The organism is Acinetobacter sp. Tol 5, assembly GCF_019702905.1.
Taxonomy (GTDB): domain Bacteria; phylum Pseudomonadota; class Gammaproteobacteria; order Pseudomonadales; family Moraxellaceae; genus Acinetobacter; species Acinetobacter bereziniae.
In genome coordinates this window covers 3,506,117-3,524,345 of the sequence record NZ_AP024708.1, presented here as the reverse complement: position 1 = coordinate 3,524,345, position 18,229 = coordinate 3,506,117, and the positions used below count along the sequence as shown (strand labels likewise).

At 38.1% G+C, this 18,229-nt stretch carries 20 protein-coding genes and 1 riboswitch; of the genes, 7 read left to right on the top strand and 13 right to left on the bottom strand.

Annotated elements, in window-relative coordinates; genetic code table 11:
- Positions 1–28: 28 nt before the first annotated feature.
- A complete protein-coding gene (gene cysG, locus TOL5_RS16470) occupies positions 29–1,402 on the top strand; it encodes a siroheme synthase CysG (protein ID WP_005030766.1) in 1,374 nt (457 codons plus the stop codon).
- An 82-nt stretch (positions 1,403–1,484) separates the two neighbouring features.
- Positions 1,485–1,964 (top strand): tRNA (cytidine(34)-2'-O)-methyltransferase, encoded by a 480-nt coding sequence (locus tag TOL5_RS16465; protein ID WP_046760232.1) that lies wholly within the window; start codon positions 1,485–1,487, stop codon positions 1,962–1,964.
- Positions 1,965–2,601: 637 nt separating this feature from the next.
- Here the strand turns inward: TOL5_RS16465 and TOL5_RS16460 are convergent.
- Together TOL5_RS16460 and TOL5_RS16455 are read right to left on the bottom strand one after the other, a co-directional pair.
- Positions 2,602–2,979, bottom strand: a complete 378-nt coding sequence (locus TOL5_RS16460) for a hypothetical protein (RefSeq protein WP_151780883.1) — start codon at positions 2,977–2,979, stop codon at positions 2,602–2,604.
- A gap of 127 nt (positions 2,980–3,106) precedes the next feature.
- The gene (locus tag TOL5_RS16455) at positions 3,107–3,499 is read right to left on the bottom strand and encodes a winged helix-turn-helix transcriptional regulator (RefSeq protein ID WP_004828230.1); all 393 of its coding nucleotides are present in this window, start codon (positions 3,497–3,499) and stop codon (positions 3,107–3,109) included.
- 155 nt (positions 3,500–3,654) lie between these two features.
- Here TOL5_RS16455 and TOL5_RS16450 point away from each other — a divergent pair, with 155 nt between their 5' ends.
- Both TOL5_RS16450 and TOL5_RS16445 read left to right on the top strand, forming a co-directional pair.
- A complete protein-coding gene (locus TOL5_RS16450) occupies positions 3,655–4,371 on the top strand; it encodes an SDR family NAD(P)-dependent oxidoreductase (protein WP_100884649.1) in 717 nt (238 codons plus the stop codon).
- 39 nt (positions 4,372–4,410) lie between these two features.
- Positions 4,411–4,965, top strand: a complete 555-nt coding sequence (locus tag TOL5_RS16445) for a flavodoxin family protein (RefSeq protein WP_042089325.1) — start codon at positions 4,411–4,413, stop codon at positions 4,963–4,965.
- A 96-nt stretch (positions 4,966–5,061) separates the two neighbouring features.
- Here the strand turns inward: TOL5_RS16445 and TOL5_RS16440 are convergent, their stop codons facing one another.
- The 6 genes from TOL5_RS16440 to rpoD form a co-directional block, all read right to left on the bottom strand.
- Positions 5,062–6,474 (bottom strand): APC family permease, encoded by a 1,413-nt coding sequence (locus tag TOL5_RS16440; protein WP_005030758.1) that lies wholly within the window; start codon positions 6,472–6,474, stop codon positions 5,062–5,064.
- Positions 6,475–6,742: 268 nt separating this feature from the next.
- Entirely contained in the window at positions 6,743–7,927 is a 1,185-nt protein-coding gene (locus TOL5_RS16435; protein ID WP_221260513.1) for an iron-containing alcohol dehydrogenase, read from the bottom strand.
- Between the two features lie 3 nt (positions 7,928–7,930).
- Positions 7,931–8,464 carry a hypothetical protein gene (locus TOL5_RS16430; RefSeq protein WP_004828241.1) on the bottom strand — a complete coding sequence of 178 codons (534 nt, stop codon included), beginning with the start codon at positions 8,462–8,464 and terminating at the stop codon, positions 7,931–7,933.
- A 77-nt stretch (positions 8,465–8,541) separates the two neighbouring features.
- Positions 8,542–9,231, bottom strand: coding sequence for a lipoyl(octanoyl) transferase LipB (gene lipB / locus TOL5_RS16425; RefSeq protein ID WP_009585580.1), 690 nt, complete (start codon positions 9,229–9,231; stop codon positions 8,542–8,544).
- Between the two features lie 170 nt (positions 9,232–9,401).
- A complete protein-coding gene (locus tag TOL5_RS16420; RefSeq protein ID WP_005030752.1) occupies positions 9,402–9,689 on the bottom strand; it encodes a YbeD family protein in 288 nt (95 codons plus the stop codon).
- A 125-nt stretch (positions 9,690–9,814) separates the two neighbouring features.
- Positions 9,815–11,761, bottom strand: a complete 1,947-nt coding sequence (gene rpoD, locus TOL5_RS16415) for an RNA polymerase sigma factor RpoD (RefSeq protein WP_257790587.1) — start codon at positions 11,759–11,761, stop codon at positions 9,815–9,817.
- Between the two features lie 327 nt (positions 11,762–12,088).
- Between rpoD and TOL5_RS16410 the strand changes: the two genes are divergently transcribed.
- Both TOL5_RS16410 and TOL5_RS16405 read left to right on the top strand, forming a co-directional pair.
- Positions 12,089–12,295: a PA3496 family putative envelope integrity protein gene (locus TOL5_RS16410; RefSeq protein WP_004722524.1), complete on the top strand. Its 207-nt coding sequence runs from the start codon at positions 12,089–12,091 to the stop codon at positions 12,293–12,295.
- Between the two features lie 66 nt (positions 12,296–12,361).
- Positions 12,362–12,886 (top strand): YecA family protein, encoded by a 525-nt coding sequence (locus tag TOL5_RS16405; RefSeq protein WP_005030750.1) that lies wholly within the window; start codon positions 12,362–12,364, stop codon positions 12,884–12,886.
- 146 nt (positions 12,887–13,032) lie between these two features.
- Here TOL5_RS16405 and TOL5_RS16400 read toward each other — a convergent pair whose 3' ends face one another.
- From TOL5_RS16400 to TOL5_RS16385, 4 genes are all read right to left on the bottom strand, one after another.
- On the bottom strand, positions 13,033–13,302 hold the full coding sequence (locus TOL5_RS16400) for a DUF4282 domain-containing protein (protein WP_005030747.1): 270 nt from the start codon (positions 13,300–13,302) through the stop codon (positions 13,033–13,035).
- Positions 13,303–13,541: 239 nt separating this feature from the next.
- Complete coding sequence (locus TOL5_RS16395) at positions 13,542–14,150, bottom strand: LysE family translocator (RefSeq protein ID WP_221260512.1); 609 nt, start codon at positions 14,148–14,150, stop codon at positions 13,542–13,544.
- Between the two features lie 462 nt (positions 14,151–14,612).
- Positions 14,613–15,197, bottom strand: coding sequence for a DedA family protein (locus TOL5_RS16390; RefSeq protein WP_009585586.1), 585 nt, complete (start codon positions 15,195–15,197; stop codon positions 14,613–14,615).
- A 242-nt stretch (positions 15,198–15,439) separates the two neighbouring features.
- Positions 15,440–16,372 carry a rhodanese-related sulfurtransferase gene (locus tag TOL5_RS16385; RefSeq protein ID WP_058970884.1) on the bottom strand — a complete coding sequence of 311 codons (933 nt, stop codon included), beginning with the start codon at positions 16,370–16,372 and terminating at the stop codon, positions 15,440–15,442.
- Positions 16,373–16,604: 232 nt separating this feature from the next.
- Here TOL5_RS16385 and TOL5_RS16380 point away from each other — a divergent pair, with 232 nt between their 5' ends.
- A complete protein-coding gene (locus TOL5_RS16380) occupies positions 16,605–17,087 on the top strand; it encodes a DUF1289 domain-containing protein (RefSeq protein ID WP_004828258.1) in 483 nt (160 codons plus the stop codon).
- Between the two features lie 116 nt (positions 17,088–17,203).
- Here TOL5_RS16380 and ribB read toward each other — a convergent pair whose 3' ends face one another.
- Positions 17,204–17,863, bottom strand: coding sequence for a 3,4-dihydroxy-2-butanone-4-phosphate synthase (gene ribB, locus TOL5_RS16375; RefSeq protein ID WP_221260511.1), 660 nt, complete (start codon positions 17,861–17,863; stop codon positions 17,204–17,206).
- Positions 17,864–17,972: 109 nt separating this feature from the next.
- Positions 17,973–18,131, bottom strand: a riboswitch (FMN riboswitch).
- Positions 18,132–18,229 lie beyond the last annotated feature (98 nt).

Below are 18,229 nucleotides of genomic sequence, written 5' to 3'. Positions count from 1 at the left end.
AATCAGATTTGAACTTTTGAGGAACAGTGTGGAAATTTTCCCAATTTCATTAAAATTGCAAGGGCAACCTTGTCTGATTGTTGGTGGTGGGCATATTGCCTACCGCAAAGCGGTATTATTGGCTAAATCGGGTGCAGTTATTTATGTGATTGCCCCTGACATAGAAGCAGAGCTTTTAGCGCTCGTACATTCGACGCATGGGCAATATCATCCAGAAAAATTTAATGTACAACTCAGCCTAAGTCATTATCGCTTGGTGATTGCGGCAACCAATGATAAAGCTGTAAACCAAGCTGTTTTTGAGCATTGTGAAGATCTCAATATATTGGTCAATAGTGTAGATGATCCTCCGCATTGTCGTTTTATGGTGCCTGCCATTATTGATCGTTCACCGTTGGTTATTTCAATTGCGACCAATGGTGCTTCTCCGGTTCTTTCTAGACAAATTCGCACTCAACTTGAAGCTGCTATTCCACATGGGATGGGGAAGCTTGCTGATTTTTCTGGAAAATGGCGTAAAGCAGTGAAAGAACAGATCATCAATCCAGATGAGCGTCGTATTTTTTGGGAAGACTTATATGCCAGCCCTTTAAAAGAGCAGGTGTTTAATGACAACTTGATCGAGGCAGATCGCCTGATTGAGCAAGCCTTGGGTAAATGGCAAAAGCCAAAAGGTGAAGTGTATTTGGTCGGAGCAGGACCAGGTGATCCTGAGCTTTTAACATTAAAAGCATTGAGACTCATGCAACAAGCAGATGTGATTATTTACGACCGCTTGGTTTCACCGCCCATATTAGAGTTATGTCGCCGTGATGCTGAAAAGATATATGTCGGTAAAGCACGATCAAATCATTCAGTACCTCAAGATGGAATCAACGCTTTGCTGGTCAAATATGCTGCTGAAGGTAAGCGTGTATGCCGTTTGAAAGGTGGTGATCCATTTATTTTTGGGCGTGGTGGTGAAGAAATCCAAGAGCTTTTCGCTGCAAATATAGCCTTTCAGGTCGTACCTGGTGTAACAGCAGCATCGGGGTGTTCTGCTTATGCAGGAATTCCACTGACACACCGAGATTATGCACAGAGTGTGCGGTTTTTGACAGGGCATCTCAAAGAAGGTTCACCTGAGTTACCATGGCGTGAGTTGGTCTATGAAAATCAAACACTGGTTTTATATATGGGCTTGGTTGGATTGGAAAAAATTTGTGAAAATTTGATTGCACATGGTCAACGTCCAAATATGCCAGTGGCTTTAATTTCTAAAGGTACGACACCTGATCAAAAAGTCGTGGTGGGAACTTTGGCCGACATTGCATCAAAAGTTGAAGAAAATCATATACAAGCACCTACCTTAACCATTATTGGTGAGGTGGTGAGTTTGCGTGAACAGTTACAGTGGCAATAAAATCTTTCTAATCTTTTGTTGATGAAAGAGTTATTCTCTTTTTTAAGTATTTAGGTTGGATTTTGAAAAGTAGAGATCTCCCGTGATTCATGTTGTTTTATACGAACCTGAAATTCCTGCAAATACAGGGAATATCATTCGTTTATGTGCCAATACTGGTGCACAATTACATCTTGTCAAACCTTTGGGTTTTGAGCTAGATGATAAGAAGTTGCGTCGTGCTGGTTTGGATTATCATGAATGGGCACATATGAAAGTTTGGGAAAACTTTGCAGAATGTTTGGTACATTTAAAGGATCAAGGGATTGACCTTGATGCGATTTATCCTTTGACGACCAAAGGCACTGAGACACCACATACCTCGGATTTAAATCGTCCTGTTGCTTTGCTAATGGGACCAGAAACACGTGGTTTACCTGAAGATGTCAGATTGATGTTTCCTCAGCAACATTGGATTCGTTTACCTATGGCACCGAATTCACGCAGTTTAAATTTATCTAATGCAACTGCGGTGATTCTTTATGAAGCATGGCGTCAGCAAGATTTTAAAGAGCTGAAATAAATATTTTACCCATCGAGCCGATGGGTTTTTATTCATATTCATTTATGATTGCTTTTTTGGTCAGATCAAGGAAATCTGACTTGAATAAACGATTTCATCCGATTGGGATTTGCCTTTTTAGTCCCTAATTCGAATATTTAACCTGAGCTTGATGTATTTAAATCTTCAACTCATTGAAAAATAATAAATTTTTATGGGGCTGGCTGCGTTTTCATCAAATTTTAGGATGAGGAGCGGAGCTCCGCAAGCGCAACCATCAATAGCGTTTCATTTCTCTTGATCAATAAAATGAAAGCGATCAATAGATTGTTTGATGATCTAAAGCTTGCACTGCCACGCTTTACTTCTAAAGTTTAAATTGTTTTGCGTAGGCGATGTCTCACTTTTCAGAGATGAAAAGTGACAAAAATCTTTCGTTGAGCGAGGGGTACATCCTCATACCCCCGCTCAACATGGCGACATCCATGTCGCCTCACGATCGCAAGACCATCTATGATTCAAAAGTACAAAATAAATGAATCATCCAAATCACTTGTATGAAAATTAGGCGGTTTTGACTCTAGTCTTGATTGCTCTTTTTCGTATGCGTAATCCATTAAGTTTCTTGATTAAGGCTTTAACACGAGGCTAATTTCAGCTACTTTTTAGGCTCTAAATAAGTGATAGTTTCAGATTTAGACATTCCTTTGTAATCTGTGATTAAGATATTCAGTTTAATTTTCTCTCCCTTTTTAAGTTCTGAGCGATTTGGATAATTTGTTAAATTCTCTTCTATAACTTGACCAATATAGTGTTGGCAGCCTTGATCCGCACGCCCAGCTGCTTGCGCTTTTTTGACAACACCTTTGATATGCATTGATGTTTCCTCTATTTCACCAAGTCCATCTCTATTGATGTAAAGTGTACGCGTTGAAGTATTTTCTAAAAGTTTAACAATAAGATCACATGAGTTTTCATAAGATGCAAAAGTGAGATTGCTCATCGTGATCAAGATAGAGAAAAATATAATCTTCATTGTTGTTATTCCTTTCAGTCTGTAATTTTGGAATTATATTTAGGTCCTATGTTCCCGCGATGATGCAGCTTAGGGATATATTGGTGATATTTAAGTGCATCATGTCTGTTTTTGCAATACAAGTGACTTATATTATCGCTGGCTCAGTTTTTGCTTGAACTAAATCAAATTGCCTCTGCGCACGTATCACATGTTGCATATTTCCTTCAGCCCAGATTTTAAATGATAGTGCGGTTTGGGCAAATTCATGTCCCAGTGTTGTTAAAGCATATTCAACTCGAATAACATTATTTTCATGAATAGTACGAGAAATAAAGCCATCTCTTTCAAGAATTTTTAATTTCTGAGAAAGCACTTTGGGAGAGATGCCCATCAAGTTTTTTTTGAGTTCATTGAAGTGCTGTGAGTGCTGATCGAGTTGATAAATGATTAATAAAATCCATTTATCTGCAAATTTTTCAAAAAAAGATCGTGCCGGGCAATCAGGATGAAAAATATTAAAATTGAATGCATTAGTCATAAAATTAACCTCTCTATAGGCATTTTAGAACAAAAAATTGACCAGTTACCAAGTAGTAACTAATTGATACTAGATTTCAAAAGTATATCATAAATTTATCGAGTTGAAACAACGGATGACTAAGGCAGTTGTTTTTGACTGACCATAGGGTATGAATGGATATTGTTGCAATGAAAATTTCAGATGCAGTCATTTTTATAACAGGTGCAAATCGTGGTTTAGGTTTGGCATTGGCACAAGAAGCGGTACGACGTGGTGCTCAAAAGGTATATGCAGGAATACGTAATATTGCTGATTTTAATGAACAGGGCATTATTCCAGTTGTTGTGGATGTAACAGATCCTATTTCTATTCAAAATGCAGTAGCGCAATGTGGTGACGTGAATATTTTGGTGAATAATGCAGGTATTGCTCGTCTTAATCAAAGCCCTGTTGAAGCCAATATAGTGGCAACAACTCAAACTATTTTAGAGACCAATTTATATGGTGTGGTCAATACAACGCAGTATTTTTCTCCCATTTTAGAAAACAAATCTGAAAGTTATATCGTCAATATTCTTTCTGATGTGTCTTGGGAGCCAAGCACACTTTTGGCTAGTTATGCAATTTCTAAAGCTGCAGCTTGGTCATTTACCAATTCAACACGTCAATGGTTATCTAAGTTTAATGTGCATGTGATGGGCGTACATGTGGGATTCATTGATACAGACTTAACCCAAACACTCGATATTCCTAAAATTTCTCCATCAACTGTTGCACAACAGGTATTTGAGGGAATTGAAAACAATGCATTTGAAGTGTTGGTGGGAGCATCCACGCAAGCACTCAAAAAAGGTTTAACCGCAACATTACCCAGTTATATCAAATATTAGATTTTTAATTCAAAAGTGACGTATATACGAGGACTTAACATGTCAAAAATTGCTGTCGTTTATTATTCAGGTTATGGTCATACTAAAGTGATTGCAGAAACTTTCGCGGCTGAAATTGATGCAACATTGATTGAAATTGATCAAGAAGGAAACATCCAAGATCAAGATTGGGACACTTTAGATGCTGCTGATGCAATTGTATTTGGTGCACCCACTTATATGGCAAATGCGCCGTGGCAATTTAAAAAGTTTGCTGATGCATCTTCAAAGCGTTGGTTTACACGTGCTTGGACTGACAAGATCTTCGGTGGCTTTACCAACAGCGCAAGTTTAAATGGTGATAAGCAAGTGACCTTGATTTCATTGCAAACACTTGCATCTCAACATGGCGGTATATGGGTGAGCTTAGGTTTGTTGCCAGCAAATACCAAAGATGCAACACGTCAGGATGTGAATAATTTAGGTGGTTCTGTGGGCTTATTGGTTCAATCGCCATCTGATGCCAGTGTTGAGGAAATTCCAAGTGGCGATTTGGAAACAGCAAAAGCCTATGCAAAACGTATTCAAGCCATCACTGACAAATTTATTGCATAATTCATGATCCATGCTTTAAAAGCATTGCTTGAATCTATGAAAACAACAAAGGCGCATTCAGCGCCTTTGTTGTTTTAGAACTTTTCAAATCATAGATTATTCATGTTCATTATGTTGTGGAGCTGGATAGCGGAAACCGCGTGTTTTATAGGCTAAATAAGCAACACCGAGTACAGCCCATGCTAAACCAAGCTTTAATGCCATTTCATCAATTTCTAGCCACATTAAAAATACGCTGGCAAAACCAAGTGAAGGAATAACCACATAGTTGATGATTTCTTTTAGAGATTTCGTTCTGCCATCACGTAGTGCGTAGCGTGAAATCACGGAAAAATTCACAAAGCTAAATGCAGTCAAAGCACCAAAACTAATTAAGTTAACGATATGCTCAAGGTCTAGGAAACCAGCAGAGAGTGCAACAACACCAACAATCAAAATATTATAAGTCGGTGTATGTAGTTTCGGGCTGATATGACCAAATACTTTTTTGTTGATCACGCCATCACGTCCCATGACATACATCAAACGTGATACACCCGCATGCGCTGAAATCCCTGATGCAAGTACCGCAATCACCGCAAAATAAAGCACCAGCTTTTTAAACGCAATTCCCGTAATCGCGGTGAGAAGCGTTGCATTACCAAGCGCTTCCAACATTACAGGCTGAGACTCATCCAGTGGATTGAAATAAAGCGTTGCATTACTTGGGAAAAATAACTGAATAAAGTAAGTGCTTACAATAAAGATGATCCCTGCAATTAAAGCAGTTGAAAAAATTGCTTTTGGCAATGTTTTTTCAGCATCTTTAGTTTCTTCAGCTAGTGATGAAAGTGCATCAAAACCAGTGAATGAGAAACACAGAATCGTTGCACCACCAATTAATGCACCAATGGTTGTCATTTCACTCCAAAAAGGAGCAAGTGACCATAATTCTGCTTTGTCAGGATTTAATGTGCCATCTGCATAAACGCCTTGAGTCAGTAAAATATAAACCTCATAGACAAAATAGAAGATGATACCCAGTTGAACAACGACGATGGTGCTATTAAATCGTGCAACAAAACGTGAACCAAATAAGTTAATCACTGTCATAATAGCAGTCAACGCAATAACCCATATCCAGTTATTGACGTCTGGGAATAAAGCCCTTAGGTAGATATCCGCCAGAATAATATTGACTAGTGGTGATAATAAATAATCTAACCAAGATGACCAGCCGACCATAAAACCGACGTTGGGATGGATTGATTTTTGCGCATAAGTATAAGCAGAACCTGATGAAGGATAACGCTTAATCATATGACCATAGCTGATAGAGGTTAAAAGAATGGCAACAAGCGCAAAAATATATGAAGTTGGAACATGTCCGTGACTTCCGTCTGATACTAAACCAAAGGTATCAAATAAGGTAAGTGGCTGAATATACGCTAGACCAATAATGATAATATGCCACAACACAAGATTTTTTTTCAATTTGGCTGTGGATTGGGTCCCAGTGATATCTGTCAACGGCGTTATCCTCTTAATCGTTGATCAAGGATCAGTCATATTGAATAAGGATCGTTTGAGACGAACGATCCCCCCTAAGAATAAAACAAAAGTGCGCCAATCTACTCTAAAAAGGTCGCCTTTGTCAGTAACTTTGTTTGCTTTTTTAGCAGAAAACATGCCATCTTGATTAAAAAATAGCTGACTGACCATTCTACAAGATAAAAGCCCGATGTTTAGAAAAACATCAGGCCAGTTCATAAGCGTATATTGTCTTAATTTTAAACAATTACCAAGCTTTTTCTAAGATAGATTTTAAATCTTTAAATGTTGCTTCTTTCGGATTGAAAATAATTGATCCGTCATTTAAAGCTTTTTCAGCGATTTCATCGAACTGAGCTTGCGTGACTTTACCTGTTTCACTGAGCGTACGTGGCAATTTAGTCAGACTGTTAATGTGATCACGCATAGTCATTAACATTTCAATTGCTTTATCAGCACGTTGATTGGCAGGTGTTTGTGCATAAATATCTGCACCAGCAAGTGGCAATAATAAATCTGCAATTTTATTGCCATTTACGTCCTTGTTGTATTCCAATACATAAGGAAGGAACAAGTTCATACATAAACCATGTGGTAAGTGTGCGACTGCACCTAGAGCATGACCCAATGAGTGAACAATCCCGACCATAGAATTCGAAAATGCGATTCCAGCCATCGTAGATGCTTGTGCAAGTTCTAGGCGTCCATTGGCATCACTTGGATTGTCGAGCACATCAAATAAGCTCTTGCTGATTTTTTTGATTGCTGCAGTGGCATAAGCATCAGAAATCGGATTGGCGGCAATACATGTATATGCTTCAATCGCATGTGTCATTGCATCCATTGCCGTCATTGCTGTCAAATGCGGTGGTAAAGTTTGTGTCATTCTCGGATCAAGAATGGCAGCATGCGGCATTAAGTAGTTTGAGGCAAAAGCCAGTTTTACATTTTTTTGGTTATCTGAGACAACAGCTGCCAATGTTACCTCTGAACCCGTACCAGATGTCGTCGGAATCACAAAAAAAGGTTTAAGTGGGCGAGGCAGGTTATGCGCACCTGAGTATTTTAGTAAATCATCACCGCCTTCAGATACCAGAATATTGGCTGTCTTAGACGTGTCAATGACTGAACCACCACCAACTGCAATGATCGCATCACAATTATTTTCGCGATAAGCTTGAGCCGCTGCACGCACAGTTTCTAGGCTAGAGTCTGGCGGAACGTCATCAAAGATTACGCCAATTTCAATGTCAGTGGATTCAAATGCGGCTTCAATTGGTGCTAAAAGCTGATTGGCGCGAACACCTTTGTCAGTAATGATCATCGGGCGTTTAGCGCCTAATGTTGCCAGTTCAAATGGAATATGTTCGAGTGCAGCATGACCAGCAATCACTTTTACAGGACAGAAAAATTCGTAATATGGTTTAGCCATGGGTTAAGCACTCCCTTTTAAATATGATTGGGCAACTTTGAGATAAATATTCGCAGCACCAGCTAATTTTTCTTTTAAGGTTAACTCTGAAGGGTATTCCTTTACTGCAAGTTCCGCGACGAGTTTTGGTAAGATCAATGCTTCCATTTTGTTTAGGCAACGCACTAAACGAATCGCATAAGACACGTCACCATCTGCAATCATGCGATCATTGGCAAAAGCTTGTGCAGTACTTTCTTGGAATGAAAAGACCAAGAATGCGTGATGAACATGCTTAAAAATAATTGAAAGATCAGGTTTATGGTCTAATGACTTGACCAATTCAAGCTGTTGCTTTTGATTCACCTTGGCAATAAATGAAGCGCCATTTGGAAAAACTTTCATCGATAATGTAAAACCAACAGGGAGTACAGATACTTCATGTTTAATTTCATCATCAACTTGACTCGCCATCACTAAACCTCTGCCAATCACATCCATCATGAGTTTGACGTAGGCTTGTTCTAAAGCGGGTTTGATAGATTTACTTGAAATCACTCGCTTGTCCCTTTATGCAGTTGTATTTTGTTTTAGAGTAATTACTCTAATTTGTTTTTAGAGAAAAAGAAAGTGATTTATTTGCATGTGACTTGATCGTCATTTGAGTTTTTGTCAATGACCTCAATCTCACTAAAGTAATTGCTTTGTTGAAAATACTCAACCACATCTTGAGACAATTGGTTGTAATCTGGATAATTTTGGACTAAATCACAAACCCGTACCATTTCTAAACCTGAATATCCACAAGGGTTGATGGTGTGGAAACCCTCTAAATTACAGTCAATATTTAAAGCTAAACCGTGATAGCTACGACCTCTACGGATTTTAAAACCTAAAGAACCAATTTTACGTTCATTGACATATACCCCTGGCGCATCAGGTTTGGCATATGCTTCAACTTGATATTTCTTGAGTAAATCTATCATGAGATTTTCTGCATAAGTCACGAGTGTGCGGACATTCCATTTCAAGCGATTCAAGTCAAACATAAAATAAATCACCATTTGACCAGGACCATGCCAAGTGACTTGCCCTCCACGATCAGATTGCACCACTGGAATATCGGTATGCATTAAGATGTGTTCTGGTTTACCCGCTTGTCCCTGAGTGAGTACATCAGGATGTTGTAGAATCCAAAGCTGATCAGGTGAATGTTCATCACGTTGCTCAGTAAAAGATTTCATTTCTTGAAAACGATTTGAGTAGGATGTCAAATCTTGATATTGGCGAATAATCAGTTTGGGTTTTAGAACAGCATCACTCACTATCATGTGTCCTTGAAAATAGGGGAGTTGGTTAATTATAAGGAAATTGATGACTAAAGGTGAAAACAGTTGTTATCGGTTTAAAAATAACAGGGTAATTAAGATTGAGGTGGGGCTGAGCTGGCATAAAAAAACACGCCATATAGGCGTGTTCCTTATTTATTGCAAAATTACAATGCTGTACGAATATGTTCGCAAGCTGCAAGGTCAGCATATAATGCATGAACTTGTTCAAGCTCATCAAAACGCAATTGAGCAGTAATTGAATGATATTTACCTGTACGTGATGGTTGTACAACTAGCGTTGTTTCATCAAACTCTGGAAAATGTTTAACCAAAATTTCGACGACAGCACCACGTAATTCTTCACCCGCATTACCAATCAATTTGATTGGGTAATCCATTGGAAAAACCCAAAGATGTTCTTGTAATTCGCGAGATGGAGTGCGGTCTAACATTTTTTCACCTCTAATTTATCAACAATGCCTGCAACAGTGCAGGCATTGTGTTTCTCTTAAATACTTAATGAGGTTACTCGATTAATTTTCAAGTCCCAAAAGTATTCATAGATTAAGCATGGAAATTAGTCATTTTCAAGGAATGAACGCAAATGCTCAGAACGTGAAGGATGACGAAGTTTACGTAATGCTTTTGCTTCAATCTGACGGATACGTTCACGTGTCACATCAAATTGTTTACCAACTTCTTCCAAAGTATGGTCTGTTGGCATATCAATACCAAAACGCATTTTCAACACTTTGGCTTCACGTTCAGTCAAGTTTTCAAGCACTTCACGTGTTGCTTCTTTTAAGCCTTCTGAAGTTGCAGCATCAACAGGTGAGGTGATGTTGCTGTCTTCAATGAAATCTCCAAGATGCGAATCTTCATCATCACCAATCGGCGTTTCCATAGAAATCGGTTCTTTGGCGATTTTGAGCACTTTACGAACTTTAACTTCGTCCATCTCTAAACGTTCACCCAATTCTTCAGGTGTTGGTTCACGTCCCATTTCTTGAAGCAATTGACGAGATACGCGGTTGATCTTGTTAATTGTTTCGATCATGTGGACTGGAATACGAATTGTACGTGCTTGGTCAGCAATAGAACGGGTAATCGCCTGACGAATCCACCAAGTTGCATAGGTCGAGAATTTATAACCACGACGATATTCAAATTTGTCTACTGCTTTCATCAAGCCAATATTACCTTCTTGAATCAAGTCGAGGAATTGTAGACCACGGTTGGTATATTTTTTCGCAATCGAAATTACCAAACGTAAGTTTGCTTCCACCATTTCTTTTTTGGCACGACGAGCTTTCGCTTCACCAATCGCCATACGTTTAGAAATATCTTTAATTTCTTTCACGTTTAGATTAAGTTCTTTTTCGATGTCTGCAATTTTTTGTTGAAATGCCAATACATCTGGGCGAACTTTCTCTAAATAGCCTTTCATCTCCGCTGGTGCTTTAGCAATCTGCTCGTCCAACCATGCTGGATTTGATTCTTGACCTGGGAATGATGTACGGAATTGCGTACGGTCCATACGTCCACGACGAACTGCATAACGCATCACTTCACGTTCAGAAGTACGAATTTGCTCGTGTGTACCACGAATCATTTCAGAAATAATGTCAAACAAACGTGGAGTGAATTTGAACATCATAAATACAGTTGCAAGCGCTTCCATGGCTTCAACACCTTGAGCGCTGTTGCGACCATGTTGAGCAATCGTTTCTTTCGCTGCATTCCAAACCGCTTCTAATTCATCGAAACGAACTTTAGCGATTTCAGGATCTGGACCAGACTCACCTTCAGAATCATCATCACTTTCTGACTCTTCATCTTCGTCATCATCATCCAATTTAACGTCTTTGGCAGGTTTAGTTGATGAACTAGTTTCATCTTCATCTAAATCTTCTGATTCGTCTTCTAATACTTCAGGAATTGCTTCATCTGTTTCAGGGTCTAAATAACCTGAAAGAATATCAGCAAGGCGACGTTCACCAGCTTCATAATCTTTGTATTCTTGTAGTACAACTTCTACAGCATTTGGCCAGTAAGCGATTGAATGTAAAACGTCACGAATACCTTCTTCAATACGTTTAGCGATACTAATCTCGCCTTCACGTGTAAGAAGTTCAACAGTACCCATTTCACGCATATACATACGTACAGGGTCAGTGGTACGACCAGGTTCATTTTCTACAGAGGCAAGTACAGCAGCAGCTTCTTCTTCTGCAACTTCATCGCCAGCTTCGCTATTCCCATCAAACATTGCATCATCAGTTTCTGGTGCGCGTTCGTGTACAGGAATACCCACGTCTTGAAGCATTTGAATAATGTCTTCAATCTGTTCGCTTTCTGTGATTGAGTCTGGGAGATGATCGTTAACCTCAGCGTAGGTTAAGTAACCTTGTTCTTTGCCTCGGCTAATAAGAGCCGCTACTTGTGAAGTAGGGGAATGCATTTCGCTCATCTTTACTCTCTTCTCGTTGAATCTGTGGCAGTGAAAAACCGTGCATAATAGCACAATCTGTTAATTTATAGATGTGAATAGCTCAGCTATCCCATCAGAAAACCAGTTAAAACGGTCTGATAGAATATTTAGAATTCAAATTCAATCAATTAGGTGGGGCTGAAATTGTTATTTTCAAGATCATCCCGTGCGTTTTTTGTTCAAATTTATCGAAAAACAACAAGACGCAGGGTGGATTATATCATTACATAAAATAGGGCTTAAAAAAAGCCTAATTTGGTCTATAAATACAAAAAAAATAAAAAAAACTTGACAAGTTTTCTGAAGACAGATAAATAGCGCCTAGACCCATTCACTTTTTTTCATTATGAGGTAGTTTTAGTGTCTTCTACAGATTTTGAACTAGATGATAACTACGGTGATGATGATGTTAGTTTTGATGAGTCATCAAGCAAAATTAGCGCCAAAGAATCTTTAGAAAAGCGACGTTTGATCGATGATTTACTTGCACAGCGTCGTTTAGAGAAAGATTTAAAAGATTTTGATTATGACATTGATGACGACGATGATTTTGATGATGAAGATTAAAAATTCATTGGGCATAGCCTTGGAAAATGCTATGCTTAAAGCTGATCAAAGTTTATTGGAAACAAAATGAGTGCTTTAGATTTAGACCTACTGAGCGATTATCTAGATGGTGACCAAAATGAATTTGGTCTAGATTTCGCAGCGACTCATGGTTTCTTATGTGCAACTGCAGTTGGTCCTCGTTTTGATCAATGGCTAGATGAGTTGTTTGATAACAATCAAAAGAAAGTTCCTGCTGAAATTATTGCACAAATCAAAGCATGGCTTGAAGCGATTCGTCAGAACTTAGCCAACGAAGAAGGAATTGAGTTTCCTTTTGAAATTGAAGAAGCAGACGTAGAGTCTAGTTTAGGAGATTGGAGTGTTGGTTTCGTAGACGCAATGTTCCTGAATGAAGATGCTTGGTTTGCACCAGAATATGAAGAGCAAATTGTAGATCTAACACTGCCAATGATGGTGTTTAGTGGTGTAGATGATGAAGATCCTCAAATGGAATCATTCCGCCGTAATGGTCAATTGATGGATGAGATCGCCGAAGAAATTCCTGAAAATCTGAATGAAATTTACTTGATGTACCATACACCAAACTAATCGACTCAGATAAAAAGCCTGCTTTCTCCAGTGAAAGCAGGCTTTTTTTTGTTTTGCTATCTGCGATAACAACACCAATACCAAGAGGCTTGATCTTGATCATATAAATCTGAATAATATTTTCTTATTTACATCCTATTTTGATATTAAGGTTGGCGATCTGCAATTTTCTTTAAATTTTCATGAATTTTGAAAATCACAATCAGCAGTTCTGAGTAAACTCGAACAGCCAAGCCACCAAACACAATAATCAATATGGCAGAGAACAAGCGACTAAAGAATCCTGAGTATGCGCCATAACCAAACCCAAACAATGTGGTTAAAGCAGCAATCACGACACCGATTAATCCGAGCCAATATAAAACAGTGACAATTTTAGGGGTAAGCATGTCATTGAGTGTCAGTAAGTTATTCATGTATTAAGTACCTGTTATATTCTTCATTTAGTGATATATGTGCATGGGGTTGTAAGTGATTAAAATTTGCACTCAAAAATTTTAAATGAGATTTATTACATAATCAATCTTGAAGATAAAGCGTACTGGTCTAAAAGCCAATTCCGATCATCATTTTGAAAATTTTATTATCTATAAAATATGTATTTCTACAGACAATTCATGGTGATGAATAAGAAAGGCTTTATACAATTATCAATTTAGAATTTGGCAAATAACAGACCGCATCCTAGAATAAACAACAAGACTCCAATCACTCGATTAATGACGATTTCATGGTCTAAAATTTTATTGCGGATTGTGGGATGTGCGCAAAATAGTGCAATGAGTGCGAACCAAATAAAATGGCTGATTGAAATGAAAGCGCCGTATGACACTAATTTTAGTGTGGAATTCCCAGCTGTAGTAATCAATTGCGCAAATAAACTGACGACAAATAGGGTTGTTTTGGGGTTCAGACTATTGGTTAAAAAACCATGTCGAAATGCTTGCCAAGCAGTGATACCCACACCATTTTCATTTAACTGTACTTTGTTTTGGGTGAACGTTTTGTATCCCAAGTAAATCAAATAACCTGCGCCAACATATTGAATCGTTTGTAGGAGATAAGGCATATGGTTTTTTAAAAAACCGAGTCCAAGCAGACTATAAGCCACATGTATCCACACACCGCCTGCAATTCCCAATGCTGTACTGAGTCCAATTTGACGACCATATAGATAACTATTACGGGTCACAATGGCAAAGTCAGCACCTGGGCTAATGACAGCCAAACAAGTGATTAAGATGACAGCAATCATTTCATTCACTCATGCATTCCTTTTTTTAAAAATAAATTATTGTGTATATTTTTCATATATTTGATATAAAATAAATCGAGAATATTTTTTGGGTATACATGAGTTTTTGGAATATATTTAAGAGTGGTTGAATTTCTTCAAGTTTATTTACCAATTGCTAAATTTATCTTTGTTGTTGCTATAAATCTTGAGATCAAATGAGTAAATCATATGCATAAATATGATGAGACAGAGTGAAGTGCGGAAAATTTTTAGCAGGAAATATAGAAATTTTATTTTAACTTTGAATTCGACTGTTTTATGACATTCGATAATGAATAAAGGGGGGGATGAATTTTATTTTTAGTGGCTGTTGTATATTTTCAAAATTGAAAACTCGATGATCTCATGTAATTAAATGGACGGGAAGCAGCTTTGTGATCACCTATCCATCAGCTTTCAGCTTTAAAATTTTCAGGGGGATGCTTTTGATTACATTGACTTGGCTTTTTTGAATCTTCGATACACCCAATAAGCAATGAAAATAAAGACGATGAAAATAATGACATAGCTCACTTGACTGAAAATTTTTTGCATTAATGCAGTATTGTTTCCAAAGTAATAGCCGACTGCGGCAAGAAAGCTGGTCCAGATGACTGTTCCTAAGCTGCTATACAGCATAAATTTCCAAAAGGGCATATGACTCATTCCTGCTGGAATACTAATCAAAGAGCGTACAGCTGGAATCATTCGCCCAAAAAAGACCACATTGTGACCATATTTCTCAAACCAATCTAAAGCTTTTTTAACATCTTCTGTTTTGATAAAAAGATATTTTCCGTAGCGATCTACCCATTCAAAAATTTTTTGGTTGGGAATCTTACGCCCAACCCAGTACAACAATGCTGCTGCAACAAGTGAGCCTATACTTCCTGCAATAATTACACCCGATAACAGCAATTGTCCTTGAGATGCGGTAAAGCCTGCAGATGGCATAATAATTTCAGAGGGAATAGGGGGGAAAACATTGTCTAAAAACATGAGCAGAGCAATACCGAAGTAACCCAATTGCTCCATGATCGCAATAATCCAATCAGTCATTTTGTATATAAAAATAGGCAGTTATCAACATAGTATTGTGTACATTTTAGAAAATATAGTAGGGATTTGTTGTGCTTTAAAACGTTTTGATTGAATGACTAAACACTTTAGAAAAATTCTTTGTTTTATTAATTTTGAATCTGATATTGAGCATGCAATGGGTATTACAGTAAAAAGCCGTAGTGGATGAACTACGGCTTTTTATAGGATCTGTAGAATTAAAGGCGTTTGCGCTTTGCCGCAACAATTTGAGATTGGCGCATACGGAAACCTTCTTTTTGTTGCTCGGTTGTTTTATCAATACAATATTTACAAGAAACACCATGTTCATAACTTGGAAGAGCAACTTCTTCTGGAATCAATGGCCAACCGCAAGCGTGACATTTAATATTTTCACCTTCTTGCATGCCATGTGTGACCGCAGTACGTCCATCAAATACGAAGCATTCACCTTCCCACATGCTTTCATCAGCAGGGGTTTCTTCAAGATATTTTAAAATACCGCCTTTAAGATGATATACCTCGTTAAAACCTTCTTGTAAAAGTAAAGAAGTCGATTTTTCACAACGAATACCACCTGTACAGAACATCGCAATTTTTTTGTCTTTATGCTGTTCTAACTCTTTTTTTACATAGTCTGGAAACTCTCGGAAAGTCTCTGTCTTTGGATCTATGGCACCTTTGAATGTACCTGCTTTGTACTCGTAATCATTGCGTGTATCAATTAAGATGACGTCATCACGAGCAATCAGTTCGTTCCATTCTTTAGGGTCTAAATAGTGACCTACCAGATCACGTGGTTTGACTTCAACGCCGAGTGTTACAATTTCTTTTTTAAGTTTAATTTTCATTTTTCGGAACGGTTTTTCGGCACTATGAGATTCTTTGTATTCCATTGTGCTGAAGCCTTGATCTAACAAGAATTGATGAATCGTATCAATTGCTTGGCGATCACCTGCCACTGTTCCGTTGATTCCTTCATTCGCTACAATAAGAGTACCACAAAGGTTGATTGTTTTTACCAAGTCTAAGAGACGTTTTTGAAGATCAGCAGGATCTTGAACTTCTTTGAATTGATAAAGTGCGGCAACAACCCAACCAGAGGTCGCTTGCTGTTCTACAGGTGCAAGCTGTTCTACAGTAGCGTTCATGGAGTACTCCAAATATAAAATAGGACAAAATTAAAGGCGGCTATTTTAACGTGATTTGCAAGAATATGCGAGAAAACCCTAGTGTTTGTAGTGCTTTTTTATTCCATGAGAAAAATATGGTTTTTTATACTAAATCTAGTGCTTTAAAATAATTTATATACAATATATAGTATTGCGAAATGATATTTTATGCTAAAAATCCGTGTGGTTTTGTGGATGTAAGGAGTCTATTTTGAGTAATGAGCGTCGAATACCAACTTTAACACCATGCGCTGGTCGTTGCTCAACGGTATTTGGTGATTCTGTGTGTCGTGGCTGTCGCCGTTTTAATCACGAAGTCATTCAATGGAACACTTATAATTCAGATCAACGTTTGGCGGTTTGGAAACGCTTAGATGCGCAGTTAGATCAAATTTTGGTTCCAATGCTTCCACTTGCAGATTTAAGACATATAGAAGGCTTTATTCAAGGCAAGCGTATTCGTGTACTGGATTCGGCATCAAAAGGTCGCAAGCTTTATCATGCCTTAAAACTTTGTGAAAAAAATAAGCATTTGGCAGAAGAAAGTGGTTTGGGGATTCAGTCGAAACAAGTGAAACCTTTATGGGATGAGTTTGAGCGTCGTGTTTTGGCTTTGGCAACAGCAAGTTATGATTTTGCATGGTTACGCGCAGATGGTATTCGACAGAGTATTTTGCATTTGGAAGATGTTTAGATCTTAACAAAAATACATATTTTTAAAATAAATTAAAGCGACAAAAAATCCCAATTCAACCATTTGAATTGGGATTTTATTATGAAGCACCACAATCTAAATTGTGAACTAGATTTTTAAATATTGTGTTTGAGGCGGTACTGCACCAATTCTTCGATGGTAATGACGGTTAAATGGTGTGTCTGCGCATAAGCAAGCACTTGAATACCAGCTGCCATTGTTCCATCAGGATTGGTGATTTCACAAAGCACACCCGCTGGTTTTAAACCTGCCATACGAGCCAAATCAATTGAACCCTCTGTATGACCACGACGTGTTAATACGCCACCAGCACGACCACGTAATGGGAAAACATGACCAGGACGGTTTAAGTCACTTGCTACAGCACCAGTTTTAATAGCAGCATGAATCGTAGTGGTACGATCTTTTGCTGAAACGCCTGTTGTAACCCCTTGGGCAGCTTCAATGGTCACGGTAAATGCTGTTTTAAATTGACTCGAATTGTCTTGTACCATAGGCGGTAATTCAAGATGGTCAGCGAGTTCATCGGTAAGTGTCAAACAGACAATACCAGAACCATCACGAATCATACGCGCCATGGTTTCAACATTGAGTGTTTCCGCAGCAATAATTAGATCAGCTTCGTTTTCACGATCAAAATCGTCCATGACTAAAACAGGTTTGCCTTGGCGCATATCTTCTAAAGCTTGCTGGATACGTTGTTCTGCTGGAGATAATGCAGAAAAGAAAATTTCAGGTTGAATTAAACTAGACATTGAAACGCTCTCGTAAAAGTGAAAATACGGTTGAACATTTCAGGACATTTGAAATAGTGGCGTTACAAAACATTTTCCAATAACGAATATTGAAATTTTTAAGCTGTGACGTCGTCTTCTTTCATCCGGACTATACCGTCGGCTTTGGTATTTCACCAAATCTGCGAATCACTGATTTCAAGTGATAGGCTCGTGGGCTGTTGGTTCATGATTAAAAATCAGTCCAATTTACCACCGGTGGGGAATTACACCCCGCCCTGAAGCGATGTAAAGTCATTATAGCCAGTTTTTCTTGGAATGGATGCTTTTTTTTAGAATGATGAGTACTATGGTTAGAACAATATTTGCTATAGAAAATAATCAAAT